Origin of the sequence: Actinokineospora spheciospongiae (assembly GCF_000564855.1) — a bacterium.
Taxonomy (GTDB): Bacteria; Actinomycetota; Actinomycetes; order Mycobacteriales; family Pseudonocardiaceae; genus Actinokineospora; species Actinokineospora spheciospongiae.
In genome coordinates, this window is the sequence record NZ_AYXG01000246.1 from 12,967 (window position 1) to 39,681 (window position 26,715).

General features: G+C 73.8%; 17 protein-coding genes and 1 pseudogene. 9 read left to right on the forward strand and 9 right to left on the reverse strand.

Going from position 1 to position 26,715, the window contains the following annotated elements:
* Nucleotides 1-158 precede the first annotated feature (158 nt).
* From UO65_RS31910 to UO65_RS31930, 5 genes are read right to left on the reverse strand one after another with little or no spacing between them, the layout of a single operon-like run.
* Complete coding sequence (locus UO65_RS31910; RefSeq protein WP_233427927.1) at nucleotides 159-1,034, reverse strand: alpha/beta fold hydrolase; 876 nt, start codon at nucleotides 1,032-1,034, stop codon at nucleotides 159-161.
* The gene (locus tag UO65_RS31915) at nucleotides 1,018-1,818 is read right to left on the reverse strand and encodes an ABC transporter permease (protein ID WP_035290404.1); all 801 of its coding nucleotides are present in this window, start codon (nucleotides 1,816-1,818) and stop codon (nucleotides 1,018-1,020) included. Before UO65_RS31915 ends, UO65_RS31910 begins: the two co-directional genes overlap by 17 nt.
* Complete coding sequence (locus tag UO65_RS31920) at nucleotides 1,815-2,858, reverse strand: ATP-binding cassette domain-containing protein (protein ID WP_063936054.1); 1,044 nt, start codon at nucleotides 2,856-2,858, stop codon at nucleotides 1,815-1,817. Before UO65_RS31920 ends, UO65_RS31915 begins: the two co-directional genes overlap by 4 nt.
* On the reverse strand, nucleotides 2,855-3,067 hold the full coding sequence (locus tag UO65_RS31925; RefSeq protein WP_035290406.1) for an MbtH family protein: 213 nt from the start codon (nucleotides 3,065-3,067) through the stop codon (nucleotides 2,855-2,857). Before UO65_RS31925 ends, UO65_RS31920 begins: the two co-directional genes overlap by 4 nt.
* The gene (locus tag UO65_RS31930) at nucleotides 3,064-13,377 is read right to left on the reverse strand and encodes a non-ribosomal peptide synthetase (protein ID WP_052022087.1); all 10,314 of its coding nucleotides are present in this window, start codon (nucleotides 13,375-13,377) and stop codon (nucleotides 3,064-3,066) included. The genes UO65_RS31925 and UO65_RS31930 overlap by 4 nt, the downstream gene beginning before the upstream one ends.
* A gap of 1,041 nt (nucleotides 13,378-14,418) precedes the next feature.
* Between UO65_RS31930 and UO65_RS31935 the strand changes: the two genes are divergently transcribed.
* Nucleotides 14,419-15,561: a carboxylate-amine ligase gene (locus tag UO65_RS31935; RefSeq protein ID WP_233427928.1), complete on the forward strand. Its 1,143-nt coding sequence runs from the start codon at nucleotides 14,419-14,421 to the stop codon at nucleotides 15,559-15,561.
* A 65-nt stretch (nucleotides 15,562-15,626) separates the two neighbouring features.
* On the opposite strand, the gene UO65_RS31940 is transcribed toward UO65_RS31935, so the two are convergent.
* Nucleotides 15,627-16,205, reverse strand: coding sequence for a TetR/AcrR family transcriptional regulator (locus UO65_RS31940; RefSeq protein WP_035290409.1), 579 nt, complete (start codon nucleotides 16,203-16,205; stop codon nucleotides 15,627-15,629).
* 132 nt (nucleotides 16,206-16,337) lie between these two features.
* Between UO65_RS31940 and UO65_RS31945 the strand changes: the two genes are divergently transcribed.
* Entirely contained in the window at nucleotides 16,338-16,913 is a 576-nt protein-coding gene (locus UO65_RS31945; protein WP_035290412.1) for a hypothetical protein, read from the forward strand.
* Between the two features lie 5 nt (nucleotides 16,914-16,918).
* On the opposite strand, the gene UO65_RS31950 is transcribed toward UO65_RS31945, so the two are convergent.
* The gene (locus UO65_RS31950; RefSeq protein ID WP_035290414.1) at nucleotides 16,919-17,401 is read right to left on the reverse strand and encodes a hypothetical protein; all 483 of its coding nucleotides are present in this window, start codon (nucleotides 17,399-17,401) and stop codon (nucleotides 16,919-16,921) included.
* Complete coding sequence (locus tag UO65_RS31955) at nucleotides 17,398-19,869, reverse strand: molybdopterin oxidoreductase family protein (RefSeq protein ID WP_035290417.1); 2,472 nt, start codon at nucleotides 19,867-19,869, stop codon at nucleotides 17,398-17,400. The genes UO65_RS31950 and UO65_RS31955 overlap by 4 nt, the downstream gene beginning before the upstream one ends.
* 137 nt (nucleotides 19,870-20,006) lie before the next feature.
* Between UO65_RS31955 and UO65_RS31960 the strand changes: the two genes are divergently transcribed.
* The 4 genes from UO65_RS31960 to UO65_RS31975 all read left to right on the forward strand — a co-directional run bounded on the left by UO65_RS31960 (nucleotide 20,007) and on the right by UO65_RS31975 (nucleotide 23,120).
* Nucleotides 20,007-20,516: a DUF2231 domain-containing protein gene (locus UO65_RS31960; RefSeq protein ID WP_035290421.1), complete on the forward strand. Its 510-nt coding sequence runs from the start codon at nucleotides 20,007-20,009 to the stop codon at nucleotides 20,514-20,516.
* 174 nt (nucleotides 20,517-20,690) lie between these two features.
* A complete protein-coding gene (locus tag UO65_RS31965) occupies nucleotides 20,691-21,389 on the forward strand; it encodes a methyltransferase (RefSeq protein ID WP_233427929.1) in 699 nt (232 codons plus the stop codon).
* A 257-nt stretch (nucleotides 21,390-21,646) separates the two neighbouring features.
* Complete coding sequence (locus tag UO65_RS31970; RefSeq protein WP_035290426.1) at nucleotides 21,647-22,006, forward strand: hypothetical protein; 360 nt, start codon at nucleotides 21,647-21,649, stop codon at nucleotides 22,004-22,006.
* A 10-nt stretch (nucleotides 22,007-22,016) separates the two neighbouring features.
* On the forward strand, nucleotides 22,017-23,120 hold the full coding sequence (locus UO65_RS31975) for a polyprenyl synthetase family protein (RefSeq protein ID WP_035290429.1): 1,104 nt from the start codon (nucleotides 22,017-22,019) through the stop codon (nucleotides 23,118-23,120).
* 45 nt (nucleotides 23,121-23,165) lie between these two features.
* Here the strand turns inward: UO65_RS31975 and UO65_RS39095 are convergent.
* Nucleotides 23,166-23,345, reverse strand: a pseudogene (locus UO65_RS39095) (Cys-every-fifth RiPP peptide CefA); the annotation flags it as partial.
* On the opposite strand from UO65_RS39095, the gene crtI reads away from it, so the two are divergent.
* The 3 genes from crtI to UO65_RS31990 are packed head-to-tail and all read left to right on the forward strand — an operon-like array spanning nucleotide 23,344 to nucleotide 26,536.
* A complete protein-coding gene (gene crtI, locus UO65_RS31980) occupies nucleotides 23,344-24,822 on the forward strand; it encodes a phytoene desaturase family protein (protein WP_035290431.1) in 1,479 nt (492 codons plus the stop codon). The pseudogene UO65_RS39095 and the gene crtI sit on opposite strands and share 2 nt — an antisense overlap.
* Nucleotides 24,819-25,781, forward strand: a complete 963-nt coding sequence (locus UO65_RS31985; protein ID WP_035290434.1) for a phytoene/squalene synthase family protein — start codon at nucleotides 24,819-24,821, stop codon at nucleotides 25,779-25,781. The genes crtI and UO65_RS31985 overlap by 4 nt, the downstream gene beginning before the upstream one ends.
* 35 nt (nucleotides 25,782-25,816) lie before the next feature.
* Nucleotides 25,817-26,536, forward strand: a complete 720-nt coding sequence (locus UO65_RS31990; protein ID WP_035290437.1) for a class I SAM-dependent methyltransferase — start codon at nucleotides 25,817-25,819, stop codon at nucleotides 26,534-26,536.
* The last annotated feature ends 179 nt before the right edge of the window (nucleotides 26,537-26,715 follow it).

Consider the following 26,715-nt stretch of genomic DNA (forward strand, 5'->3'; position numbering starts at 1 on the left):
CCCGCGCACCAATCCACGCGTCATTAAGTGGAGATACCCATTTATTCACGCACCGCTGCCGGTCGCGCTCCCCGCGCGGACCGGGGGAACGCGAAGTCGCGCACCTCGATGCCGGGGTCGCGCGGGCGCCTGTTGATCACACGAGGCCGCGGGCGCGCTCAGCGCGGTGCGGCGAAGGCGATGATGGCCTCGGCGGTGATCTCCGGGTCGCTGAGCTGCGGGCAGTGCCCGACCGCGTCGAGGGTGACCAGGGTGCTGCCCGCGATCCGGGACTGGACGTACGCGCCCACCCCCGTCGGCGCGATGGCGTCGCGAGCGCACTCGACCACCAGGGTCGGCACGGTCACCGCCGCCAGGTCCTCGCGGTTGTCCGAGAGGAAGGTGACGCGGGCGAACACCGAGGCGATGTGCGGGTCGGTGCCGCAGAACAGGTCGGCCAGCTCCGCGCCCAGTTCGGGGCGGTCGGGGTTGTCCATGATGACCGGGGCCATGGTCGCCGACCAGCCGAGGTAGTTGCTGTCGAGCGAGGTGAGCAGTTCGTCGATGTCCTCGGCGCTGAACCCGCCCCGGTAGTCGCCGTCGTCGAGGTAGCGCGGCGACGGGGTCAGCAGCACCAGCTTGGCGAAGCGCTCCGGCTCCTCGGCGACGGCCAGCACCCCCATCATCGCGCTGACCGAGTGGCCCACGAACACGACATCGCGCAGGTCGAGTTCGCGCAGCAGGGTGAGCACGTCGTCGGTGTAGCCGCGCAGCGACGAGTGGCGCTCCCGCGTCCACGCCGAGAGGTCGGAGCGCCCGGCGCCGACGTGGTCGAACAACACCACCCGGAACCGCTCGGCGAGCAGCGGCACCACCAGGCGCCACAGGTTCTGGTCGCAGCCGAAGCCGTGGGCGAGCACCAGCACCGGGCCGCTCTCGTTGCCGGTGACCACGACGTTGTTCCTGGCGCGCACGTCCACGCGCACAGCATTCCAGGCGGTCCGGTCCACCCGGACCCCGGTCACCGGGCCCGCCCGGTCACCTGCTCGCGACACGCCGGTAGCGGGCCACGGACAGCGACATGAACAGGGCGACCAGCCCGATGGACCAGAGGGCGGCGTAGAGGGCCGCGTGCTGGGCCGGCCACGCCTGCGGTTGCAGCAGCCCGGCCGGGGTGGGGTTGGCGAACAGCGACCGGGCGGCGTTGGCCAGGGCGGTGATCGGGTTCCACTCCGCGATGGTGGCCAGCGGCTCGGGCATCGCGGCGACGGAGACGAAGCCCGAGGAGATGAACGTGGCCGGGAACAACCAGATCAGCCCGAGGCTCTGGGCCACCTCGACGCTGCGGGCGGTGAGGCCGATGAAGGCGCCGACCCAGGACATGGCGAAGGCGAACAGCAGGATGAGCAGGTAGGCGAGGACGGCGTCGAGGATTCCGCCGCGGATGCGCCAGCCGATCGCGAGACCGCACAGGCTGGTCACGGTCAGGCTCACCACACTCGTGGTCAGGTCGGAGGTGGTGCGGCCGAGCATGACCGCGACCCGCGACATCGGCAGCGCCCGGAACCGGTCGACGATGCCCCGTTGCAGGTCGTTGGCGAGGCCGATGGTGGTGAACGAGGCGTTGAAGGTGACCGTCTGGGCGAAGATCCCACCCATGATGAACTCGCGGTAGGCGTCGCCGCCGAGGCTGCCGCCGAAGACGTAGCCCAGCAGCAGCACGAACATGATCGGTTGCAGCACGCTGGCGAAGATCGACCCGGGGGTGCGGCGGATGTTGAGCAGGTTGCGCCAGGCGACTGTGCCGCTGTCGCGCGCGACCCTGACCAGGACCGTCACGCGCCCACCCCGCCCCGGTTGAGGTGGCCGTGGTGGCGGGGCCACTCCAGGACCTCCGGCAGTACCGCGGTCTCCTCCGCGTCACCCGAGTCCATGACCTCCCCGGTCAGGGCAAGGAAGACGTCGTCCAGGGTGGATCGGCGCATCCCCATGTCCAGGACCCGCACGCCCTCGACGATGAGGCGGTGCGCGGCGGCGGCCAGCGCGCGCTGACCCGCCGCGCCCGCACCCACCGCGACCTCGATCCGGCGGGCCCGCCGGTCGACCGCGGGGGTGCCGGAGCCGACGGCGGCGAGGACCCGGTGGGCGGTGGCGAGTTCACCGGGGGTCGCGGTGACGACCTCCAGCCGTTCCCCGCCGGTGGCCGCCTTCAATTCGTCGCTGGTGCCCTCCGCGATCACCTTCCCCTTGGCGATCACCGCGATCCGGTCGGCCAACTGGTCGGCTTCCTCCAGGTACTGGGTGGTGAGCAGCACCGTCGTGCCCTGCCCGACCAGTTCGCCGACGACGTCCCAGGTGTCGAGCCTGCTCTGCGGGTCCAGCCCGGTGGTGGGCTCGTCGAGCACGACCACCGGCGGCGCGGCGACCAGCGCGCCCGCCAGGTCGAGCCTGCGGCGCATGCCGCCGGAGTAGGTCCCGGCGGCCCGGTCGGCGGCGTCCTCCAGGTGGAACCGCGCGAGCAGGTCCCGCGCGGTGTCCGCCGCGACCCGGCGGCGCATGCCGTAGAGCTTGGCGACCAGGTACAGGTTCTCGTAGCCGGTCAGCTTGTCGTCGACCGCGGCGTACTGCCCGGACAGCCCGATCCTGCGGCGGACCCGGTCGGGCTCGCGCACCACGTCCTCACCGGCCACCAGCGCCCGCCCGCGGTCGGGGCGCAGCAGGGTGCTGATGATCCGCACGGTGGTGGTCTTCCCGGCGCCGTTGGGGCCCAGCAGGCCGAACACCTGGCCCGCGGGCACCTCCAGGTCGACGCCGTCGAGCGCCTTCTTCGCGCCGAAGGACTTGCCGAGCCCTTCCAGGCTGATGGCCGCCCCGGTCATCGCGGCGCCTCCCCGTCCCTGGCGCTGGCGGGGGTGATGTCGGTCCAGTTCCGCTCGATGTGGTCGAGGCAGGCGGTGCGCTCGTCGGGGCCGAAGGTGACCGCCCAGCCCGCCGGGACCCTGGCGAAGAAGGGCCACAGCGAGTGCTGGTTCTCGTGGTTGACCAGCACCAGGTACTGCTCGTCTGGGGCGTCGAACGGGTTGGTCATCCTCGGTCTCCTGCTCCGGTTCGGGTCTGCTGGGCGTGGTCCTGGACGTGCGCGAGCCTGCGGGACAGGATCGGGCCGATGACGCCGAGCGCGTGGGGTTGGGTGAGTTCGACGTGGGCCGCGTCGACGTCGTGGACCTCGACGTGGCCGGTGAGGTAGGGCAGCCAGTCGGCCACCTCGGGTCCGTCGGGTTCGCGGTTCTCGGTGGCGGCGAAGAACAGCACGTCCGCCTCGACCACGTGCGGGACGAAGCCGGGCATGAGCACGGCCTGGCTGACGAAGGCGCCGATCATGCCGCCGAGCGCGTCCTCGGTCAGGCTGCCCATCGGGCTGCCGATCTCCCGGAAGTGCTCCAGCACGGCGGCGCGGTCGAGGGACCGGCCGGGTTCGACGGGGAACCCCTGGCTGCGCAGCAGCGCGGCGAACATGTCCGCCTCGCTGGCCGCTTCGAGCCCGTCGCGCGGGGCCTGGGGGAAGGCGTCGAGCACGGTCAGCAGGCCGACCCGCTCCCCCGCCGCCTCGAACTGCGCCGCCACCTCGTGCACGAGGTTGCCGCCGAAGGACCAGCCCAGGAGGTGGTAGGGGCCGTGCGGCTGCACCGAGCGGATGTGCTCGACGTAGTCGGCGGCCACCTCCTCGATGCTGGCGGGCGCGTACCCCGGTTGCGCCAGCTTCCGCGACTGGAGCCCGTAGAGCGGCTGGTCGGGTTCCAGGTGGCGCAGGAGACCGGAGTAGGTCCACGACAGGCCGCTGGCGGGGTGCACGCAGAACAGCGGCGGCCGGTCGCCCGTGGTGCGCAGGGGCAGCAGCACGTCCAGGTCGCTCCCGGTCCCGCCCGCGTCCAGCCGCTCGGCCAGCCCGGCCACGGTCGGGGCCTCGAACAGCCTGCGGATCGGCAGGTCGACGCCGAGCGCGGTGCGGATGCGCGACATCAGGGCGTTGGCGAGCAGCGAGTGGCCGCCGAGGTCGAAGAAGCTGTCGTCGATCCCCACCCTCGGCAGGCCCAGCGTTTCCGCGAACAGCTTGCAGAGCAGGTCTTCGCGCGGTGACCTCGGTCCGCGGTGGGCGGATCGGGTCTGCGGGCCGGGCACCGGCAGTGCCCGCTGGTCGAGCTTGCCGTTGGGGGTCAGCGGCATCCGGTCCAGCACGACGAAGGCCGAGGGGACCATGTGGTCGGGGAGCTTCGCGGCCAGCGCCGAGCGCAGCGCGTCGGCCCGGGGCTCGGTCTCGCCCGCCACCACGTAGGCGACCAGGGCCGTGTCGTCCGCCCCGGTCTCCCGCAGGACGACCGCCGCCTCGGCCACGGAGGGGTCGTCCTCCAGCGCGGCGACGACCTCGGCCGGTTCGACCCGGAAGCCGCGCACCTTCACCTGGTCGTCGCCGCGGCGGAGGAACTGCAGGGTGGCGTCGGAGCGCCAGCGCACGAGGTCGCCGGTGCGGTACATGCGGTCGCCGCTGTCGCCGAAGGGGTCGGCGACGAAGCGCTCGGCGGTGAGCCCGGTGCGGTTGAGGTACCCGCGGGCGACCCCCGCCCCGGACAGGTACAGCTCCCCCGCCACACCGGGCGGGACGGGCCGCAGCCGGGTGTCGAGGACGTAGGCGCGGGTGTTGCGCACCGGTTTGCCGATCGCGGGCTTCTCGGTGTCGTCGATGTCGGCGATCACCGAGTCCACTGTGGATTCGGTGGGTCCGTAGAAGTTGTAGGCGGTGACCCCCTCGGTGGCGCGCAACTGCGCCCAGAGGGCTTCGTCGACCTGCTCGCCGCCGAGGGCGAGCACGCAGGGCCGGTGGCCGTCCCCGCTGAGCAGCCCGGTGGTGATGAGCTGGCGCAGGTACGACGGGGTGGTCTCGACGACGTCGATGGCCCGCGTGCGCAGGTGCTCGGCGAGCGCCCCGGCGTCGCGCCGGGTGTCGTCGTCGACGATGTGCAGCTCGTGCCCGGCGACCATCCACAGGAACGGGTCCCAGGAGGCGTCGAAGGCGACGGCGGCGGTCAGCGCGACCCGGAGCCCGCGACCGCCGAGGCGGTGCGCGGCGGGCTCGAACACGTGCTCCCGGTGGTGGCGCAGCAGGTTGGCCAGCGAGCGGTGCTCGACGACGACGCCCTTCGGGCGCCCGGTGGAGCCCGAGGTGTAGATGACGTACGCGGGCTGCCCGCCGTCGATCGGGCGCCGCAGTTCCGCCTCCGCCAGGCGGGCGGGCGGGGTGGCGTCGAGTTCCGCGACCACCCGGCTGTCGTCGAGCACGAGGGTGCGGACCCCGGGCAACCGGGAGGCCACTGCCTCGGTCGTCAGCACCAGCGCCGGAGCGGCGTCGGCCAGCATGAGGCCGATGCGCTCGGCCGGGTAGGCGAGGTCGACCGGCAGGTACGCGGCGCCCGCCTTGAGCACGGCGAGCAGCGCCGCGGCCGTCTCCACCGAGCGCGGGACGGCCACCGCGACGATGTCCCCGGCGCCGACCCCGCGCAGGCGCAGCAGTCGGGCGAGCCGGTTGGCGTGCGCGTCGAGCTGCCCAGCGGTGCGCGCGCGGCCCGCGGCGACCACGGCGGTGCGGTCCCGGCCGGGTCCGCCTGCCCACCGCTCGAACTCCGCCGCCACGGTCTCGGCGGGCAGTTCGCGGCCGGTGTCGTTCCAGGTCTGGAGAACGGTTTCCAGTTCCGCGCCGGAGAGCAGTTCCAGGTCGGCGACGGGCCGGGTCGGGTCGGCGAGGGCGGATTCGAGCAACCGGGGCAGCCAGCGGGCGAGCCGGTGCGCGGTGCCCGGCTCGAACAGGTCCGCGCTGTACTCCACGGTGCCCGACAGCCCGGCGGGGGCGCCGTCGGGCCCGTGGTGCTCGGCCACCGAGAACGAGAGGTCGAACTTCACCGCGGCCACGTCGTCGTCCCCGGCCGTGGTCACCGCCAGCCCGGGCAGCGCGAGGTCCGGGCGGGCGGCGTTCTGCACGGTCAGCATGACCTGGAACAGCGGGTGGCGGTTGAGCGTGCGCGGCGGCGCCAATTCCTCCACGACGCGCTCGAACGGGACGTCTTGGTGGTCGAACGCGGCCAGGTCACCCGCCCGCACCCGCCGCAGCAGCTCGGCGAAGCCGGGGGCGCCGGACAGGTCGGTCCGCAGCACCAGGGTGTTGACGAAGAAGCCGACCAGTTCTTCCAGCCGCTCGTCGGTGCGACCGGCGACGGCGGTGCCGATCGCGACGTCCTCCCCCGCCCCGAGCCTGGACAGCAGGGTGGCCAGCCCGGCGTGCAGCACCATGAACAAGCTGGCGCCGTGCTCGGCGGCGAACTCGGCGACCCGGGCGTGCAGGTCGGCGGGCACGGTGAGCGGCACGGTCCCGCCCGTGTAGGTCGACTCCCGGGGCCGGGGGTGGTCGTGCGGGAGCGACAGCTCGTCGGGCAGCGCGGACAGCGCCTCGCGCCAGAAGCCGAGCTGCCGGTGCGCGGTGCTGTCCTCGGCCCCCTCGTCGCCGAGCAGTTCCTGCTGCCACAGGGAGTAGTCCGCGTACTGCACCGGCAGCTCGGGCTGCTCCGGCGCCTCGCCGCGCAGGCGCGCGGTGTAGGCGGTCGCCAGGTCGCGGGCCATGGGCGCGGTGGACCACCCGTCACTGGCGATGTGGTGGGTCACGACCTGGAGCACGTGCTCCCCGGGGCCCACCCGGACCAGCGCGGCGCGCAGCGGCAGCTCCGCGTCGAGGGCGAACGGGCGGGCCGCGTGCTCGGCGAGGACCGCGCGCAGCCGCGCCGGGTCGGCGTCGAGCACCGGCAGCGGGACACCGGCCTGCTCGGCGGGGAGCACGAGCTGGTGGGGGACCCCGTCCTCCACGGGAAAGACCGTGCGCAGGACCTCGTGCCGCGCGGTGAGGTCCGCGAGCGCGGCGCGCAGGGCGTCGTGGTCGAGTTCCCCGCGCAGGCGCAGGGCCATCGGGATGTGGTAGCCCGCACCCGTGCCCTCGAAGCTGTTGAGGAACCACATGCGGCGCTGCGCGTGCGACAGCGGAACCCGGTCGGGCCGCTCCCGCCGGGTGAGGCGGGCCCGGGTGGAGCCGTCGGGGGTGATCCGGGTAGCGAGCGCCGCCGGGGTGGGTGCCTCGAACACGGTGCGGATGGCCACCTCGGCGCCGAGCACCGCGCGCACCCGGCTGGTGAGCCGCGTGACGAGCAGCGAGTGCCCGCCGAGGTCGAAGAAGTCGTCGTCCACCCCGACCCCGGGCAGCCCGAGGACCTGGGCGAACAGCGCGCACAGCTCCGCCTCGACCCGGGTGCCGGGTGCCCGGCCCTCGGGCGCGGCGGTGAGGTCGGGTTCGGGCAGCCGGGCCCGGTCCAGCTTGCCGTTGACGGTCAGCGGCAGCTCGGGAACCACCACGACCACCTGCGGCACCATGTAGTCCGGCAGCAGCCGCGCGGCGTGCTCGCGCACGGCGGCGGGGTCGGGGTCGGCGCCGGTCACGTAGGCCACGAGCCGGTCGATCCCCCCGGGGCCGCGGTGCACGAGCACCGCCGCCGCGTCGACCCGCTCGGCACCGGCCAGTGCGGCCTGCACCTCCCCCGGCTCCACGCGGAACCCGCGGATCTTCACCTGGTCGTCGACGCGGCCGACGAATTCCAGGACGCCGGAGGGGGTCCGGCGCACGAGGTCGCCGGTCCGGTACATCCGCGCCCCGTCGTCGAACGGGCAGGCCACGAAGCGTTCGGCGGTCAACCCGGGGCGGCCGTGGTAGCCGCGGGCGAGCCCGGCCCCGGTCAGGTACAGCTCCCCGGTGACACCGGGGGGCACCGGGCGCAGCCCGGGGTCGAGCACGTGGGCGCCCACGTTGGCGATCGCCGTTCCCACCGCCGGGCGGTCGTGGTCGCCGAGCCGGGCGATGACGGAATCCACTGTGGACTCCGTCGGGCCGTAGAAGTTGAAGGCGAGCACGTCGGGCACCCCGGACAGCTCCTGCCACAGGGCGGGGTCCACCGCCTCCCCGCCGAGCGCGATCACCCGGGGGCGGTGCCCGCCCTCGGCGAGCAGGCCCATGGGCAGCAGGTGGCGGACGTAGGAGGGGGTGGTCTCCACGACGTCGACCCGGTGTTCGGCCAGGTGGTCAAGGAGGGCTTCGGGGTCGCGGCGGACGGCGTCGGCGAGCAGGTGCAGCTCGTGGCCGTCGGCGAGCCAGAGGATCGGGTCCCAGGACGCGTCGAAGGACACCCCGGCGGTGTGCGCGACGCGCAGCACGTCGCGACCGGCGGCGGCGGTCGCCGGGGCGAACACCTGCTCCCGGTGGCTGGCGAGCAGGTTCGCCAGGCTGCGGTGCTCCACCGCGACGCCCTTGGGGCGCCCGGTCGAACCCGAGGTGTAGAGCAGGTACGCGAGGTCGGCGGGCCGGGGCGGGGCGGGGAGCTGCCCGGCGCCCGAGTCCGGCGGGAGGTCGTCGAGGAGCACCACCGGAACACCGGTGCCGCACCGGTTCGCGGTCTCCGAAGTGGTCAGCACCAGGGCCGGGGCGGCGTCCCCGATGAGGTGGGCGATCCGGTCGTCCGGGTACTCCAGGTCCACCGGCAGGTAGACCGCCCCGGCGCGCAGGACGCCCAGCAGCGCCACCACCGTGCCGAGGGAGCGCTCCAGCACCACCGCGACGACCTGCCCCCGACCGGCACCGCGGGCGGCGATCTCCCGGGCCAGGCGGTCGGCGAGGCGGTCCAGTTCGGCGAAGGTGAGGGTGCCGTCGGCGGCCACCACCGCCGTGCGGTCGGGGTGCAGCCGCGCCCGCTGCCCGAAGACCTCCGGCAGCGTCTCGGCGTTGACCTCCCGGCTCGTCCCCGTGCCCTGGGTGATCACCTCGCGCAGCTCGTCGTCGGTGAGCACGTCGGCGGTCCGCAGCGGCTCGTCCGGCCGGGCGAGGACGTTCCCCAGGAGGGTCACCACGCCGCGGGCCAGGCGGGACGCCGTGGTCCGGTCGAACATCGCCGTGCTGTACTCCAGCTCCCCGGTGATGCCCCCGGGTGCCCCGGTGGGGTCGTACCGCTCGGTCAGGGTGAGGGAGAGGTCGAACTTCGCCGTCGAGGTCCGGGCGGCGGGTCCCGCCTCGACCCGCAGGTCGCCCAGCTCGATGCGCGGCGCCGGGTTGTTCTGCAACGTGAGCATCACCTGGAACAGCGGGTTGCGCCCGGGTGCGCGCTGCGGGGCCAACTCCTCGACCACCCGCTCGAACGGCAGGTCCTGGTGCTCGAAGGCGGCCAGGTCGGTCTCCCGCACGCGGCGCAGCAGTTCGGTGAAGCTGGGGTCGCCGCTCAGGTCGGTGCGCAGGACGAGCGTGTTGACGAAGAACCCGACCAGGTCTTCGAGCGCGGGATCGGTCCGCCCGGCGACAGGGGTGCCGATCGGGATGTCCGCACCGGCGCCGAACTTGGACAGGGTGGCCCCGAACAGCGCGTGCAGGGCCATGAACAGGCTGGTGCCGCTCTCGGCGGCCAGCCGCGAGAGGGCGGCGTGCGCGGCGGCGGGCACCTCCACCGCGACAGCGGCGCCCTCTCCCGTCGGCCGCGGCGGGCGGGGGCGGTCCACCGGGAGGCTCAGCTCGGTGGGCAGGTCGCGCAACGCGGTGCCCCAGAACGCCAGTTGCCTCGCGGCGCGGCTGTCCGCGTCGCCCTCCGCGCCGAGGACTTCGCGCTGCCAGCGGGCGTAGTCGGCGTACTGGACCGCCAGCGGCGGCAGCCCGGTGTCCACCCCGTCGGCGCGCAGCCGGTAGGCCGAGGCGAGGTCGCGGGCCAGCGGCCCGAAGGACCAGCCGTCGCCCGCGATGTGGTGCAGCACCAGCACGAGCAGGGCCTCGGAGTCCGAGACGCGCAGCAGCGTCGCGCGCAGCGGCGCCTCGGCGGACAGGTCGAACCCGCGCCCGGCCTCGGCGGTCAGCCGCTCGGTGATCCCGGCGGGGGCGACGTCCTCGACCGCCAGGGTGATCCCGGTGTGCCCGGGGTTGAGGACGCGCTGGTACGGCAGGCCGTCCGACTCGGCGAAGATCGTGCGGAGGCTTTCGTGCCTGGTCACCACGTCGGCCAGCGCCGCGCGCAGGGCGGCCTGGTCCAGCGCCCCGGTCAGGCGCAGGACGGCGGGCATGGTGTAGCCCGCGGCGCCGGGGTCGAGCCGGTTGAGGAACCAGAGCCGCTGCTGCGCGGCGGACAGCGGTTCCCGCTCGCGCCGGGGTGCGGCGACCAGCCGCGGCCGGTCGGCGTTCCCGCCCGCCTCGACCCGCTCGGCCAGCAGCGCCGGGGTGGGCGCCTCGAACAGGTCGCGGATGGCGATGTCGGCGGCGAGTTCGGCGCGGATGCGGCCCGCCACCCGGGTCGCGACCAGGGAGTGCCCGCCCAGTTCGAAGAAGTCGTCGTCCGGGCCGACCCCGGTGCGGCCCAGGGATTCGGCGAAGATCGCGCACAGCCGCGCCTGCAACCAGGTCGCCGGACCGCGGCGGCCCGGCCCCTCGACCCCTCCCGCTGCGGCGGGGTCGGGCAGGCGGGTGCGGTCGAGCTTGCCGTTCACCGTCAGGGGCAGTTCCGCCAGGGTGAGCACCACCTGGGGAACCATGTGCTCGGGCAGGCGGTGGCGCAGGTGCGCCCGCAGCTCGGCGGGCTCCACCGAGGACACCGCGTAGGCGACCAGCCGCGCGGACTCCCCGGTCCCGTCGGCGAGCACCGCGGCGTCGTCCACGTCGGGGTGGGCCGCCAGTACAGCCTGGACCTCGCCGGGTTCGACGCGGTGGCCGCGGATCTTGACCTGGTCGTCGGCCCGGCCCAGGAACTCCAGCACCCCCTCGCCGGTCCAGCGCGCCAGGTCGCCGGTGCGGTAGAGCCGCTGCCCGGGGCCGCCGAACGGGTCGGCGACGAACCGCGTCGCCGTCAGCGCGGGCCGGTTGTGGTAACCCCGGGCCAGACCCGCGCCCGCCAGGTACAGCTCACCGCGCACCCCCGGGGCCACCGGCATCAGCGCGTGGTCGAGGACGTGGGCGCGCACGTTGTCCACCGGCCTGCCGATGACCGGGGAGCCGTGGCCGGGCATCGCCGTCATCACGGCATCCACAGTGGACTCGGTCGGTCCGTAGAGGTTCACCCCCAGCACCCGGTCCCCATCGGTCAGCTCGCGCCACAGCTCGGGGTCCACGGCCTCGCCGCCGAGCGCCACCACCGCCGGGTGGCGCCGGGGTTCGGCGAGCAGGCCCGCGGCGAGCAACTGCCGCAGGTAGGACGGGGTCGTTTCGATCACGTCGATGCGCCCGTCGCGCAGGTGGCGGGTGCACGCCTCGGGGTCGCGGCGCACGGCGTCGGGCACGACGTGCAGCTCATGCCCGGCCACTAGCCACAGCACCGGGTCCCACGCTGCGTCGAAGGCCATGCCGGACAGGTGGGCCACGCGCAGCACCGCACGCCCGGCGGCGGCGCGGCCCGCGGGGAAGAGCCTGTTGGTGTGGCTCGCCAGGAGGTTCGCCAGAGCGCTGTGCTCCACCGCGACGCCCTTGGGCAGACCGGTGGAACCCGAGGTGTAGATCACGTACGCGAGGTCGCCCGGCCCGGCGGGGGTCGGGTCGACGTGCGGGACCGCCGCCAGGTCGACCTCGTCGAGCACGACGTCCACCTCGGGGAGGAGGTCCCGGGTCGAGGAGTGGGCGATCACCAGGTGGGGTTCGGCGTCGGCCAGCAGGAACGCCAACCGGTCCACCGGGTGGGAGACGTCCAGCGGCAGGTAGGCGGCGCCCGCGCGCCCCACCGCGAGCAGCGCGACCACGCTGTCGACCGAGCGCGGCAGGGCGACCGCCACGACGCGGCCCGGACCGGCCCCTCGGGCGGCCAGCACCCGGGCCAGTTCGTCGACGCGCCGGTCCAACTCGGCGAAGGTGAGCGTCGTCCGTCCATCGGAGACGGCGACCCGCTCGGGGGTCGCGGCGGCCTGGCGGGCGAACGCCTCGGGGACGGTGGTCTTCGGGGTCTCGACGGTGGTCGCGTTCCACCGCTGGAGGACGAGGCGGCGCTCCGGCTCGCCGAGCAGTTCCAGCTCGCCGATGGGCGCCGTGGGGTGCGCCGTCGCGGCGCGGAGCAGCCGCACCAGGCGCTCGTGGTGCCCGGCCAGCTCCTCTTCGCTGTAGCGCAGGGGGTTCGCGGTCACGTCGACGCGCAGGCCGTGCTCGGCCGAGATGCCCTGGACCACGATGGACAGGTCGTCGACCGGTCCGACCGACAGGTTGTGCAGCGACGCCGCGTGCGAGCCGAACTCGATCTCCGGGGCGAACGGGAGGATGTTCACCGTGGGCCCGTGCAGGCGCCGGGACCGGGGCAGCGCGAGGTCGCGCCGGAGGTCTTCGGCGCGGTGGCGCTGGTGCTTGAGGGCGTCGCGCACCTGGCGCGAGGTCTGCGCCACCAGCTCGGTGGTCGTGGTGGCCGGGGTGATCCGCAGCCGCAGCGGGACCACGTTGGACAGCATCGCCGGGGTGGCGCGCTGCGCGGCGGTGCGCCGGGCGGTGACCGGCAGGCCGAGGACCACGTCCCGGGCACCGGTGCTGCGGTGCAGGTATGCGGCGGCGACCGCGATCACCACCGGGGACCAGTCGGTCCGCAGCGACCGGGCGAGGGCGCGCAGCCGCTCGGCTTCCCCGGGGCCGACGGCGGCGGACCGGTGCAGCGACCAGGTGGCCAGCCCCGCGGCCGAGTCCGTGAGCTGGGTGGGTTCCGGCAGGTCCGCGAACCGCGTCCGCCAGTACTCGGCGTCGTTTCCGCGGCGCTCCGAGGTCGCGTACTCGCCGTCTTCGGCGATCACGTCGACCAGGGACCCGAACCCGGTGTCCGCCACGGGTTCACCCCGTTGCAGGGCCGAGTAGTCCTCGGCGATGCGGCGGAGCACGAGCACGGCCCCGTAGCCGTCGAGGAGCAGGTGGTGGACGCGCTGGTAGAGGAAGAACTCGTCCGGTGCGAGCCGGATCAGCGCGGCGTGGAACAGCCTGTCGCCGAAGACGTCCGTCGGCGTCGCCAGGTCCCGCCGCATCCAGGACCGGGCGGCTTCCTCCGGGTCCGACTCCTCCGCCAGGTCGACCACGGGCAGTTCCCAGTGGCCCGACTCGGAGATGAACTGCATCGGCTCGCCGTCGTGCTCGACGAAGCGCAGGCGGAGGGCTTCCGACGCACCCAGTACCCGCCGGACCGCCTCTTCGAGCGCGACGACGTCCAGGGCACCGCGGAGGTGGAGGTATTGGGAAACGGTGAACACGGGATTGTCCGCATCAAGACGCTGGGCGAACCAGATTCCCCGCTGCGCCTTGGACAGGTTCAGCACGTCGCGCTGTTCGGCAACCATTCCCGCTCCCAATCTGTGCACCCTGAGAGGTCGGGCGCACACCCCGAAATACCGTCCTCCGCGTGGAGGTCCACCTGCCGTGCGCAGCCATACGCCGCGTCACTCAATCATGCGTTCGGGGTAACCCGATCGGCGGACGGGTTAAAGTGATATGCAACACGGTCGTAACTTCGCCGTTTTACTCCACCACGGGCGGGCAGCACCGGTCCGCCGAGGACACAAAGACCGCGACCACCTGAAACCAGGCGGCCGCGGTCGGTTCCGACGGTCGTTCAGGACGAAGCCCGACGAGTCCGGAAAATGTTTCAGAAAATGTTGATGTCACCGATGGTGAGGAACAGGGTCACGATCGACTGGATGAAGTTCATGGTGCCTACACTCCAAATTTGCCTGGTGGGGACGTCGATCCCGCGAGTTCGCCTCTTTCGCCGGAGCATCGGCGCGCGGGGGTACGAGGTTTGTCCGGTGTGGTGAAGATCCCGGTTGCCCGGATGTCCGGCACAAACCGGCAGAACCATACATCCGTTCCGGCCCACCCACCCATCAGGGTTCCGTAAAAGGTGTTCCGCCCCATCCGACGCCCGCACCGCCACTTTGGGGAATCAACCAATTTTCCATTCTTGTCCACGCGCCCCCGGGTGTATACACCATCATTGCCGGTTCGTCCACAAGATCCCGCCTCCGCACTTTGACTTCCTCTTCACACCACCCCTGGTACCGCTGCGGGCAGGCAAACAATGTGGCGCCACCCGGTCGGGGCGCCGTCGCGGCAGAGCGAGAAACCCCGAAGGACCGAACAAAAGACCTCCGACCGGAAAGTGATGCCCGGTCGAGTTTTTCCACCCCGGTTCCGAGGTGGGCCCAGCGGCCGGCATCCGGTTCCGGCGGCGTGCGGCCGGGGGAGGTGGTCGCGGTCGTCGATCCGGCCGCTGGAGTCCCTGCCCGGACACCGGGTCCCGGCCCGGTGGTTGTCCTGGAGTCCGGTTGGGAATACTCCGCCTGCGGCTGTCCCGGGCGGGGATGCGCGGACAGGGGGATGCGGTGGCCTTCCAAGCGGACGACGGTGTCACGGTCGGCATCGAAGAGGAATTCCTCCTGCTCGACGAGGCGACCGGGCTCCCCGCGCCCCGGTCGGCCGAGGTGCTGGGGCGGGCGCGGTTGACCCGTGGCGCGCTGCACGCGGAGCTGATGCAGACCCAGGTGGAGGTCGCCAGCGGTGTGTGCCGGACGCTTTCCGAGGTGGGGTCCCAGGTCTGCGAGGCGCGGACGGCACTCACCGCGACCGCCGCCGAACTGGGGATGCGCTTGGCGGCGTGCGGCGTGCCGGTCATCGAGGGTGGTGCGGCGGCGGGCTCGGTCGGGCCGCGGTTCGCGGAGATCTTCGAGCGGTTCGGGCCGGTGTTCAGCGACTACCAGGTGTCCGGGTGCCACGTGCACGTCGGGGTCGGCGACCGGGACACGGCGGTCGCCGTGCTCAACCACGTCTCCCCCTGGTTGCCGACGCTGCTGGCCCTGTCGGCGAACTCCGCGGTGCGGTACGGGCGGGACCACCGGCAGGCCAGCCTCCGCGTGCTCGACCAGGCCCGGCTGCCCGGTTTCGGGCTGCCGCCCTGGTTCGCCTCGGCCGCCGACCACGACCGGCAGGTCGACCGCCTGGTCGACCTGGGGGTGCTCGTCGACGACCGGATGACCTTCTGGCTGGTCCGGCCGTCCGCGCACCTGCCCACGGTGGAACTGCGGGCCGCGGACACCGTGGTCGAGCCCTGGGAGGCGGTGCTCCAGGTCGCCCTGTCGCGCGCCCTGGTCCGCACCGCGTTGACCGAGCTGGCGGCGGGCCGCGAGGGACCCCGGCTCGACCCGCAGGTCGCCGCGGCGTCGGTGTGGGCGGCGGCCCGGCACGGGCTGACCGGGCCCGCCATCGATCCGGTGCGCGCGACCCCCAGCACCGGGCGGCGGAGGGTGGGCGACCTGCTGGACCGGGTCGGCCCCGCCCTCGAGGAGATGGGCGACCTGGCCTTCACCACCGCCGCGGTCGACGTGCTAGTTCGCGCCGGTTCCGGTGCCGACCGGCAGCGGGCCGCGTTGCGCGCGGGAGGTGTCGACCGCGTGGTCGACTGCGTCGTCGCGGGACTGGAGGACCCGATCGCCGCCGTCACCCGACTCGGCGCGGCCGTGAGCACGTGAGCGGGGCGTCACGGTGATCACAGCCGTGGCCGCCGCGTCGCGGGTGGGGTGATCGGGGTGTGCCCTCAGGCGCCGTCGTCGGGTCCCAGACCGCTGCGGTACTCGAGGAGTCCTTCGACCCCGCGCAGGAACGTCGCGCAGATGGGTTCCGGGTCGGTCAGGCAGCCCGCGGCCATGGCGCCGTCGCGCAGCATGGCGAAGTGCCTGCCCGCGGGTTCCGGATCGGGCTTCCCGGTGTCGGTGAAGAGTTCGGTGATCGCGGCCAGGAACCACTGCCGGTGCCCGAGCACCGCCCGGTGGACCGGGTGGGCCGGGTCGGGGTACTCGGCGGCGGCGTTGAGGAACGCGCAGCCCCGGAAGCCGGGGCCGCGGATGTCGTCGGCGATGGACCGAGCGACGGTCCGGATGACGTCTTCGGGGAGCGCGTCCCGGGACCGCGCGGCGTCCACGCGCGCGCGGATCGCCTCGTCGGCCAGGGTCAGGTAGGCGACAACGAGGTCGTCCTTGCCCGGGAAGTGCCGGTACAGCGTCGCTCGGGTCACCCCCGCTGTGGCGATGATGCGATCGATGCCCACGGAGTGGAGCCCTTCGGCGTAGAACAACCCGCTGGCCGTGCTGAGCAGGCGCGCCCGTGCTTCCGACATCCACCTCTCCTTCCCGAGTTCCGCCTCGACGCTAGCAGACAGAACGATCGGTCTTGACATGGACGGAACCGTGACCCAAGGTTGAGTAGACCGATCGTTCTATCTACCTGATGCGGCCGAAAGAGGAATCCGATGTCGACTTCCACCCACACCGATGCCACCGGCACCGCGGCTGATGTCGCGGGCACGACCACGGGATTGCGGAACCTGTACTACGCCCGCTTCGGCTTCGCCGTCGTCTGGGCGGGCCTGGTGGCGCTGACCGCTTCGGCGCTCACCCCGGTCAGCATCGCCCTGCTGGTGGTCTACCCGTTGTTCGACGTCGCCGCGGCCGTGGTCGACTTCCGCTCCTCGGGCACCGCCCGGCCGCGGGTGCCGCTGTACGCCAACATGGCGCTGAGCCTGCTCGCCGCCATCGGGTTGGCCATCGCCGTCACCTCCGGCATCCCGGACGTGCTGCGGGTGTGGGGTGCCTGGGCGATCACCGCGGGCATCGTGCAGCTCATCGTGGCGGTCCTGCGGCGCGGGCTCGGCGGCCAGTGGGCGATGGTCCTCAGCGGCGGCATCTCCGCCGTCGCGGGCACGAGCTTCGTCGTCCAGGCCGCTGGTGCGGGCGCGTCGCTCAGCACCGTCGCCGGGTACGCGACGCTGGGCGGTGTCTTCTTCCTGGTCTCGGCGATCCGCCTGCACCGCCGCGCGGCCGGGTGACCCGGTCAGCCGATCAGGATCTGCGGTGAGAGCACCTTGAGCATGGCGTTGGTCCACTTGAGCTGGCGCAGGGTGTCCGGGTGGCAGCGCTGGGCCAGTGCGAGCAGGTCGAGTTCGCGCGCCGCCTGGGCGGCCTGGGCGAGCAGTTCCCAGTCCACCGACAGGCCCGCGGTCGTGCGGTGCAGGGCGCGGAGGTCGCGCAGGAGGAGCAGCCCCGGTTCGGGGCGGTGGACGGCGAGTTCGCTGATGGTGGTGCGCAGCGGGGCCAGCAGGCCGGGGCGGTCGGCGCTGTGGGCGTCCAGGCCCAGGCCGCGGCTGCGGGCGGTGGCGGCGAGGTCGCGGACGTGCCGCGCGGACCACTCGGCGAGGTCGAGGGCGACGTGGTGGACCTCGTGCTCCACCCTGTGCCGCTCGGCCGCCCGGCGGAGGTTGCGGGCCAGCGCGGTCTCGGCGCGGTGCAGTTCGCGCAGGACGAGGTTCAGCTTCACCGGGCACCGCCTGCGGTCTGCTCCGCCGCGTGGGTTTCCTGGACCGTGGCGGCCGGGCCGCCCGTGGTGGCGGGAACGGTCGGGTCGAGCGGTGTGGCCGCGCCGGTGGTGGGGGCGGCCGCGGGGCGGTCGCCCGCGGCGATCCGGGTCAGCGCGGCGGCGGCGGTCTTGAAGAGGGGTTGCTTCGACACCGGGTCCCAATCGGTCATGGTCAGCTCGTTGGCCGCGCGGTGGTGCTCGCGGTCGCCGTCCGGTGGCGCCTCGGTGTCCCAGTAGCCGTAGTGGAAGGGGAGGAACAGCACGCCGGGCCGGATGGCGGACACGCGGGCGTGGGCGCGGACCGACCCGCGCGGGGTGCTCACCTCCACCAGGTCGCCCTCGGTGACGCCGTGCGCTTCGGCGTCGGGGGCGGAGACCTCAACCCACACCTCGGGGGCGGCGTCGCGCAACTGGGGGGTGCGGCCGGTCTTGGTGCGGGTGTGGAAGTGGTAGACGGTGCGGCCGGTGATCAGCGACAGCGGGAACTCCTCGCCGGGGCGCTCGTGCGGCGGGACGTAGTCGGCCGCCTTGAGCATGGCCTTGCCGTCGGGGTTCATGGCCCGGTACTCGGTGGCCTCCATCGGAGCGCCGGTCACCAGGTCGCGGCCGTAGTTCTCGCAGTAGTCGGGTGCGGCGAAGAACTTCCCGTCCGCGTAGAGGCGTTCGGTGCCGTCGGGGTGCTCGGCGTTGCACGGCCACTGCACGCCGCTGCGTTCGGCGAGCATGTCGTAGTCCAGTCCGGAGTAGTCGCACGGCCTGCCCGCGCTGGCCCGCTGCCAGGCGGCGAACGCCGACTCCGGGTCGTGCCACGGCGGGAACCGCGCGCCGTCGCGGTCGCGGAAGTCCATGCGGCGGGCGTAGTCGAGGAAGATGTCCAGGTCGGCGCGGGCTTGCCCGGGTGGGTCGACGGCCCGGCGGGACAGGTGCACGGTGCGGTCGGCGTTGGTGAAGGTGCCGGTCTTCTCCCCCCACGCGGCGGCGGGCAGCACGACGTCGGCCAGCTCGGCGGTCTCGGTGCGGAAGATGTCCTGCACGACCAGGAACAGCCGGTCCTGGCCGAGGATCGACCGGACCCGGGCCAGCTCGGGCAGGGACACGGCGGGGTTGGTGGCGCTGACCCACAGCATCCGCAGGGAGCCGTTCTCCGCGTAGCGCAGCATCTGCATGAGGTGCGTCGGCGGCGAGAAGTGCGGGATGGCGTTCGCGTCGAGGTTCCACAGCTCGGTCAGGTCCGCCACGTGCGCGTCGTTGTTCCAGTTGCGGAAGCCCACCAGGTCGCCGTCGGCGCCGCACTCCCGGGTGTTCTCGGCGGTGGGCTGCCCGTTCATCTGGAGCACGCCCGCGCCCGGCTTGCCGATCATTCCGCGCAGCAGGTGCAGGTTGTTGACCTGCACCGCGGCGGCGGTGGCCTGGTTGGACTGGTAGAAGCCCTGGAGCACGGTGGACAGCAGGCGCCGGGCGCCGCCGAGGACGCGGGCGGCGTGCCGGATCTCCTCGGCGGGTACCCCGCAGATCGCCGCGGCCCGCTCGGGCGGCCACTGCCGCACCTGTTCGGCGAGGTCGGCGAAGCCCACGGTGGACCGCTCGACGAAGTCGTGGTCGACCCGGTCGTGCGCGACGACCTCGTGCAGCAGGCCGTTCATCAGGGCGACGTTCGTGCCGGGCAGCGGGGCGAGGTGGACGGTGGCGGCGCGGGCGACCGCGGTGGTGCGCGGGTCGACGCAGACCAGCAGCGGCGGGTTCGGCCCGGCCAGCCGGTCGAGCATCCGGGACCACAGCACGGTCTGCGTCTCGGCGACGTTGTGGCCGAACAGGGCGATCACGTCGGCGTGGTCGACGTCGGTGTAGGAGCCGGGCTGGCCGTCGCAGCCGAAGGACTCCTTGAGGGCGGCCGCGGCGGTGGCGGTGCACAGCCGGGTGTTGCCGTCGACGTGGTTGGTGCCGATCGCCCCGTGGGCGACGGCGGCGAGGGTGTAGTACTCCTCGGCGAAGAGCTGGCCGCTGGTGTAGAAGCCGATCGAACCGGGGCCGCGGTCGCCCAGCAGCGCCCGGCTGCGCTCGACGACCCGCCCCATGGCCTCGTCCCAGCTCGCCTCGACCAGCCTGCCGCCGTCGCGGACCAGGGGTGTGGTGAGCCGGTCGGCGGAGCGGTTGGCCTGCCAGGCGAACAGGTCCTTGGGGTCGAGCCTGCCGTGGTTGACCCGGTCGTCGGCCCGGCCGCGGACCCCGACCACCCGCCCGTCCTTGACCGCGAGGTGCAGGCCGTCGCCGTTGGAGTGCAGCACCGAGGCCGTGGGCACCCACTCGTCGACGTCGTCGGCGGTCACCCCGTCGGCGAGCCGGGTGTCCACCCGCGTGGGCCACCGCTCCCCCGGCCCGTAGGGCGTCCTGGTGCCCCAGGGCTCGGCGATCCCGTCGCGGCTGGGCATGGCGGCTCCTCGTCCGGTGGTCCGACCGGGTTGCGGTACCCGGCGCGGCACGGGTCAAACGCGGTGCGGGCCGCACGGTCGGATGATCTCCACCGCCGGGGCGGGTTGACCGGGTCGGGAACGGGTAGTCGGGGGCCATGGCGACTCGTGATCTGTTGTCCTCGGTGGAATCGGTGCGGGCGTTGGACCGCGTGGCCGACATGCTCGGTCGGGTCCGGCTGCCCGAGGCGGTGGAGGCGGCGCTGCGCGGGCGGTTCCTCGGGCACCCCGTGCACCCGATCCTCATCACGCTGCCGGTGGGCACGTGGACGGCTGCGGCGGTCGCCGACTTCCTGCTGCACGACGACGACACCGCCCGCAAGCTGGTGGGCATCGGGCTCGCGGCCACCCCCGCCGCCGTGCTGACCGGGCTGGTGGAACTGGCCACCGTCACCGACCCGCGCGGCAGGCGGGTGGGGGCGCTGCACGCGCTGTCCAACGCGACGGCCACGGTGTGCTTCCTGGCGTCCTACCGGGCGCGGCGGCGGGGTGCCCGCAAGGCCGGGGTGACCTGGTCGGTGCTGGGCCTGACCGCGGTGAGCGTCGGCGGCGCCCTCGGTGGGCACCTGGCCTACGCGCTGGGCGCGGGCGTCCACCGGGAGAGCTGATACCACGCCCGGCTGCGCCCCGCACGGCGCGGGAAGTGGGCTCTCCCACGTTTCAAACCGCGAATCTCCTGTGTGGAAGGTGACACAGGTCGCGCCTGGTCAGATGGGTGTTACGGGGGCGTTTCTCCGTGCCGCACCGGGGTAAACAGCCTCGGGCGACGAATGGAGACGGCCATGACCACAATGGATCTCACCCCCGACGAGCTCGAGCCGGAGGGTCTTCCCACGGCGGTGTTGCGACTGCCCGGCGTGTACCGACCGCAGGAGGACACGAGGCTGTTGACCCGCGCGATCGCCGCCGCGGGCGTGCGTCGCGGCGCGCGGGTGCTGGACCTGTGCACCGGGACCGGTGCGCAGGCCGTTGCCGCCGCCAAGGCGGGTGCGGGGTCGGTCACCGCCGTGGACGTCTCCCGGCGCGCGCTGGCAGCGGCCTGGCTCAACGGCGTGCTGAACCGCGCCCCGGTGCGGGTGCGCCACGGCGGCGTGTCCACCGTGGTGGGGTCGGGGCCCTACGACGTGGTGGTGGCCAACCCGCCCTATGTGCCGTGCCCCACGCCCACCACCCCCTCGACCCGGGCCTGGGACGCGGGCCCGGACGGGCGGGCGGTGCTCGACGAGCTGTGCCCCGCCGCTGCCGGGCTGCTGCGCCCGGGTGGTTTCCTGCTGCTGGTCCACTCCGAGGTCGCCGACGTGCCCCGCTCCCTGAGCCAGCTCCAGGCAGGCGGGCTGCGCGCGGAGGTCGTCTCCCGGACCAGGGTCCCCTTCGGCCCGGTCATGCGCGAGCGGGCGCCTTACCTGCTCGAGCGTGGCCTGATCGGGCCGGACGAGGACACCGAGATCGTCACGGTGCTGCGGGCCGACCGCGTGGCGTGACCCGATCGGGCGAGCACCGGTCCCCAACGGGTCGATGAGTGCCGCCACGAGCGGAATGTTGTCGTTTGTCCTATCCCGGTTGGGTATACCGGGGCATGGGTTCACGGACCGAGCGCACCCCGGGTGCGCCGCGCCGCGGTGGCACCGCGGGTGGCGCCCCGGGGTGCGACGTCGTGGTACGGGGGAACGATCTGAGTTGGCTGGGTCCGCCCGGCGACCGGGAAGAGCGCGGGCGCCCGCACCGCGGCCACTTCGCCATGACCCCGACGACGGCCTTCGGCCGCGCACTGGGGTTGTCCGGGCTCGCGGTGCGGGTGGACGACCGCCACGTCCTGGTGCGACTGGGCCCGTGGCGGCTGCGCAGGTCCTGCGACCGGCTGGCCGAGGTGGGCGGGCGTCCCCGTGGTCCCGCCGCCGTGGCCGCCGCGCTGCTCGCCGCGGTGTGTGGCCGGGACCACGTGGTGTGCGTGCGCTTCCGGCACGGCGTGCGGGGAGGGCGCGGACCCCGCACGATTGTGGTCGGGGTCGACGACCCGAGGGGGTTGACCCGGATGCTCCGCCAGCACATCGAAGCGCGCGAGGTCGGCACCGGGGCGGGCACCGGCACCAGGTCATGACGGAGGTTCTGTGAGGTTCACCGGCGAGGCGGCACCGAGGGCGGTCCGCAGGTCCGCGCACGAGGATTTCCCCGGGTGGCACCGCCGGGTGCGGGCGGAGGCCGCCGACCACGTCCGCGACTTCGTCGCCCGCCGGGCCGCCGAGCACCTGACCCCGGAGACCGAGGTGATCGGCCGGGTGCTGGTCGACTTCGTCGGCCGGGGCAAGTACCTGCGGTCGACGTTCGTGCTGGCGGGCTGGCTGTGCGGGGCGGCGCAGACCCCGGCCGCGCTGCGCGCCGCGGCCAGCGCCGAGCTGCTGCACTGCTTCGCGCTGATCCAGGACGACGTCATGGACGAGTCGGCCACCCGCCGGGGCAGGCCCGCGGCGCACGTGCGCTTCGCCGACTGGCACCGCCGCTGCGGGCTGACCGGGTCGGCGGAGCGGTTCGGCGAGTCGGCGGCGGTGCTGGCGGCGGACCTGTGCCTGGTGTGGGCGGCGCAGATGCTGCGCGAGAGCGGGCTGTCCGCCGACGCGGTCACCAGGGCGCTGCCCCGCTACGACTGGCTGCGCGCGGAGCTGGCCGTGGGCCAGTTCCGGGACCTGGTGAACCAGGTGGCCGAGGAGCCGTCGCTGGGCGAGGTGCTGGCCGTGGCGCGGGCCAAGTCCGGGCACTACACGGTGCGCAGGCCGCTGGAGCTGGGCGCGGAGCTGGCGGGCTGCGACCAGGAGGTCATCGGCGCGCTGGGCGAGTACGGTGACGCGATCGGCGAGGCGTTCCAGCTCCGCGACGACCTGCTCGGCGTGTTCGGCGACCCGGCCGCCACCGGCAAGCCCCTCGGCGACGACCTGCGGGCGGGCAAGGCCACCAGCGTGGTCGTGGTGGCCCGCGACCTGGCGACCCCCGCGCAGCGCCGCGAGCTGGACGGGCTGCGCGGCGGTGCGGCCGACGAGGCCGAGGTGCGGCGCTGGGTCCGGCTGATCGAGGGCACCGGGGCCCGCGCGGAGGTCGAGCGGCTCATCGACGAGCGGCTGCACCGGGGGGTGGCCGCGCTGGCGCCCGCCCCGATCCCGGTGGTGGCCCGCGACCACCTGACCGGTCTGGCGCTCGCGTGCGGCGAACGCGGCCGGTGAGCGCGATCGACCGGACCGGCACCGGCCCGACGAGCACTCGTCGGATGGGCACTGGTCGGATGGGCACTGGTCGGATGGGCACTGGTCGGATGGGCACTGGTCGGATGGGCACTGGTCGGATGGGCACTGGTCGGATGGGCACTGGTCGGATGGGCACTGGTCGGATGGGCACGAGACGATCGACGACGGCGGGGACGTGGAACACGACCATGGGGGACGGCACATGCGCGCGGTGAACGGCAGGACCGATCGGGTGGTGGTGGTCGGGGCCGGGCTCTCCGGGCTGTCCGCCGCGCTGCACCTGGTCGGGCGCGGCAGGGCGGTGACGGTGCTCGAGCGCGACCGGGTGCCCGGCGGCCTGGCCGGGCGGCACGACGTGGACGGGTACCGGGTGGACACCGGGCCCACCGTGCTGACGATGCCCGACATCCTCGACGAGACGTTCGCGGCGGTGGGCGAGTCGGTGCGCGACCGGCTGGACCTGCTGCCGCTGACCCCGGCCTACCGGGCGCACTTCGCCGACGGCTCGCGGCTGGACGTGCACAGCGACGAGGCCGCCATGACCGAGGCGGTGCGCGCGTTCGCCGGTCCCGGCGAGGCGGTGGGGTACCTGCGGCTGCGGCGGTGGCTGCGCAGGCTCTACGAGGTGGAGTACGACCGCTTCATCGCGGCCAACTTCGACTCGCCGCTGTCGCTGCTGACCCCGACGCTGGCCCGGCTGGTGGCGATGGGCGGGTTCGGCAGCCTGGAACGGGCGGTGGGGCGGTTCCTGACCGACGAGCGGCTGCAACGGGTGTTCAGCTTCCAGTCCCTCTACGCGGGCGAGTCCCCGCACCGCGCGCTCGGGGTCTACGGGGTCATCTCCTACATGGACACCGTCGCGGGCGTGCACTTCCCGCGCGGCGGGATGCGGGCGGTCCCGGACGCGCTGGCCGCCGCCGGGGTGAGCGCGGGCGTGGAGTACCGCTACGGCAGCGAGGTCGACCACCTGGAGCGGCGCGGCGGCCGGGTCACCGCGGTGCGGACCGCGGCCGGTGAGCGGTTCGAGTGCGACGCGGTGGTGCTGGCCACCGAACCGAACACCGCCTACCGGCTGCTCGGCCGGGCACCGCGCAGGCCGACCCGGCTGCGGTCGTCGCCGTCGGCGGTGGTGGTGCACCTGGGCACCACGGCGCGCTGGCCGGACACCGCGCACCACTCGCTGTCCTTCGGCGGGGCCTGGCGCGGCACCTTCGACGAGATCATCCGCCGGGGCACGACCATGGGCGACCCGTCGCTGCTGATCACCCGCCCCACCGCGTCCGACCCCGGGCTGGCGCCCCCGGACCGCGACCTGCTGTACCTGCTGGCGCCGGTGCCGAACCTGGAGGTGGGACGGGTGGACTGGGAGCGCGACGGCAAGGCCTACGTCGAGGAGGTGGTGTCCGTGGCCGAGCGCAGGCTCTTCCCCGGGCTGGCCGCCTCGGTGGAGGCGGTGCACGCGGTGACGCCCACCGACTGGGCGGCGCGGGGCCTGACCGCGGGCACGCCGTTCAGCTACGCCCACTCGCTGACCCAGACCGGGCCGTTCCGCCCGTCGAACTTCCCCCGGTACAGCGAGAACGCGGTGCTCGCCGGGTCGGGGACGGTGCCGGGCGTGGGTGTGCCCACCGCCCTGGTGTCGGGGCGGCTGGCCGCCGACCGGATCACCGGTCCCCGATGAGCGCGCGCGAACTCGACGCCGCGGGCATCACCGACGAGTCGCTGCGCCTGGCCTACCGGCGCTGCCGGGCGCTCAACGCCCGCCACGGGCGCACCTACTTCCTGGCCACCCGGCTGCTGCCGCGCGACCGGCGCTCGGCGGTGCACGCCCTCTACGGCTTCGCCAGGTGGACCGACGACCTGGTGGACGAACCCGGCCCCGGCCCGGTCGACCCGGCCCGCGACCTCGACGCCGCCGCCGACCTGATCACCGCGGGGCTGGCGGGCGGCAACTCGGCGCACCCGGTGGTGGCCGCGGTGGCCGACACCGCCCGCCGGTACCGGCTCGAACCCCGGCTGTTCACCGCGTTCCTGCACTCCATGCGGATGGACCTGCACGTCACCGACTACCCGAACCGGGCTGCGCTGGCCGAGTACGTGCACGGCTCGGCGGAGGTCATCGGGTTGCAGGTGCTGCCGGTGCTGGGCACGGTCGTCCCACGCGCGGAGGCCGCCCCGCACGCGGCGGCCCTGGGCGAGGCGTTCCAGCTCACCAACTTCCTGCGCGACGTCGGCGAAGACCTCGACCGCGGCCGGGTGTACCTGCCCGCCGACGAACTGGCGTCGTTCGGCGTGGACCGCGACCGACTGCGCTGGTGCCGCGACCGGGGCCGCACCGACGACGCGGTCCGCCGCGCGGTCGTCCACCAGGCGGCGGTCATCCGGGACGTCTACCGGGTGGCCGCGGCGGGCATCCCGATGCTGGACCCGGTGTCGCGGCCGTGCGTGGACACCGCGCTGGTGCTCTACTCCGGCATCCTCGACCGCATCGCCGAGCAGGACCACGACGTGTTCGCCGCCCGCGCCACCGTGCCGGGACCGCAGCGGGCCCGGGTGGCGGGCACGGCACTGGCCCGGGCCTGGTGGGCCCGCCAAGGCGCGGGCAGGCCGAGCGCGTCACCGCGGCTGGACACGGCCTGATGGCCGACCACCGAACCGAGAACCAGGAGCTGTAGATGAGCCGCTCACGCAGTCCGCTGACCCACGCCGAGGTGCCCGGGGCGTTCGACGCCGCCGCGGGCACCTACGACCGGCTCGTGGGCAGCAACCCCGGTTACCACGAACACCTGCTGGCTTCTGCCGAGGCACTGGGCCTGCCCGACGGCGGCGCGGGCCTGCGCGTCCTCGACGTCGGCTGCGGTACGGGCGCTTCGACCGCGGCACTGCTGCGGGTCGCCCCCCAGGCGGAGATCATCGGGGTCGACGCGTCGGGTGAGATGCTGGCCGAGGCGCGGAAGAAGGACTGGCCGGAGACGGTGAGCTTCGTGCACTCCAGCGTTGAGGACCTGCCGGGCGCGCCGATCTCGGGGACGTTCGACGCGGTGTTCGCGGCTTATCTGTTGCGCAACCTGGCTGATCCGGACGCGGCGCTGGTGACGTTGCGGGGGCTGCTGCACGCGGGGGGTGTGCTCGGGGTGCACGAGTATGTGCGCGGGGCGGATGTGGGGGCTCGGGTGCGGTGGAACGCGGTGTGCTGGGCGGTGATCATCCCGATGGGGCGGGTGCGCGGGGGCGACGCGACGCTGTACCGGCACCTGTGGCGGAGCGTGAACGAGTTCGACGACGCTGCGGGGCTGAGTGGGCGGTTGCGGCGGGCGGGGTTCGGGGAGGTGCACGCGACGAGCGCTGGTGGGTGGCAGAAGGGGATCGAGTACACCTTCGTTGCTCGGCCCTGAGCGCTGGGCGCTTGGGTCCTGGCTCCGGTTCAAAGCCCGGCTGGGTGGATGTGCTCGGCCGTTCACCGTTTTTAGGGTCCGGTCGTTTGGTGGGGGTGCCGGGCTGGGTGGATGTGTTTGGCCGTGCGCTTCGGCTCAGGCCCGGTTGTTTGTCGGTGGTGCCCGGCTGGGTGGATGTG

What these genes read in the sequence shown, in the direction of transcription:
- UO65_RS31920 (WP_063936054.1), bottom strand. Translation starts at nt 2,858, where the DNA reads ATGACCGGGGCGGCCATCAGCCTGGAAGGGCTCGGCAAGTCCTTCGGC.
- UO65_RS31925 (WP_035290406.1), bottom strand. Translation starts at nt 3,067, where the DNA reads ATGACCAACCCGTTCGACGCCCCAGACGAGCAGTACCTGGTGCTGGTC.
- UO65_RS31930 (WP_052022087.1), bottom strand. Translation starts at nt 13,377, where the DNA reads ATGGTTGCCGAACAGCGCGACGTGCTGAACCTGTCCAAGGCGCAGCGG.
- UO65_RS31940 (WP_035290409.1), bottom strand. Translation starts at nt 16,205, where the DNA reads ATGTCGGAAGCACGGGCGCGCCTGCTCAGCACGGCCAGCGGGTTGTTC.
- UO65_RS31945 (WP_035290412.1), top strand. Translation starts at nt 16,338, where the DNA reads ATGTCGACTTCCACCCACACCGATGCCACCGGCACCGCGGCTGATGTC.
- UO65_RS31955 (WP_035290417.1), bottom strand. Translation starts at nt 19,869, where the DNA reads ATGCCCAGCCGCGACGGGATCGCCGAGCCCTGGGGCACCAGGACGCCC.
- UO65_RS31960 (WP_035290421.1), top strand. Translation starts at nt 20,007, where the DNA reads ATGGCGACTCGTGATCTGTTGTCCTCGGTGGAATCGGTGCGGGCGTTG.
- UO65_RS31965 (WP_233427929.1), top strand. Translation starts at nt 20,691, where the DNA reads ATGACCACAATGGATCTCACCCCCGACGAGCTCGAGCCGGAGGGTCTT.
- UO65_RS31970 (WP_035290426.1), top strand. Translation starts at nt 21,647, where the DNA reads ATGACCCCGACGACGGCCTTCGGCCGCGCACTGGGGTTGTCCGGGCTC.
- crtI (WP_035290431.1), top strand. Translation starts at nt 23,344, where the DNA reads ATGCGCGCGGTGAACGGCAGGACCGATCGGGTGGTGGTGGTCGGGGCC.
- UO65_RS31985 (WP_035290434.1), top strand. Translation starts at nt 24,819, where the DNA reads ATGAGCGCGCGCGAACTCGACGCCGCGGGCATCACCGACGAGTCGCTG.
- UO65_RS31990 (WP_035290437.1), top strand. Translation starts at nt 25,817, where the DNA reads ATGAGCCGCTCACGCAGTCCGCTGACCCACGCCGAGGTGCCCGGGGCG.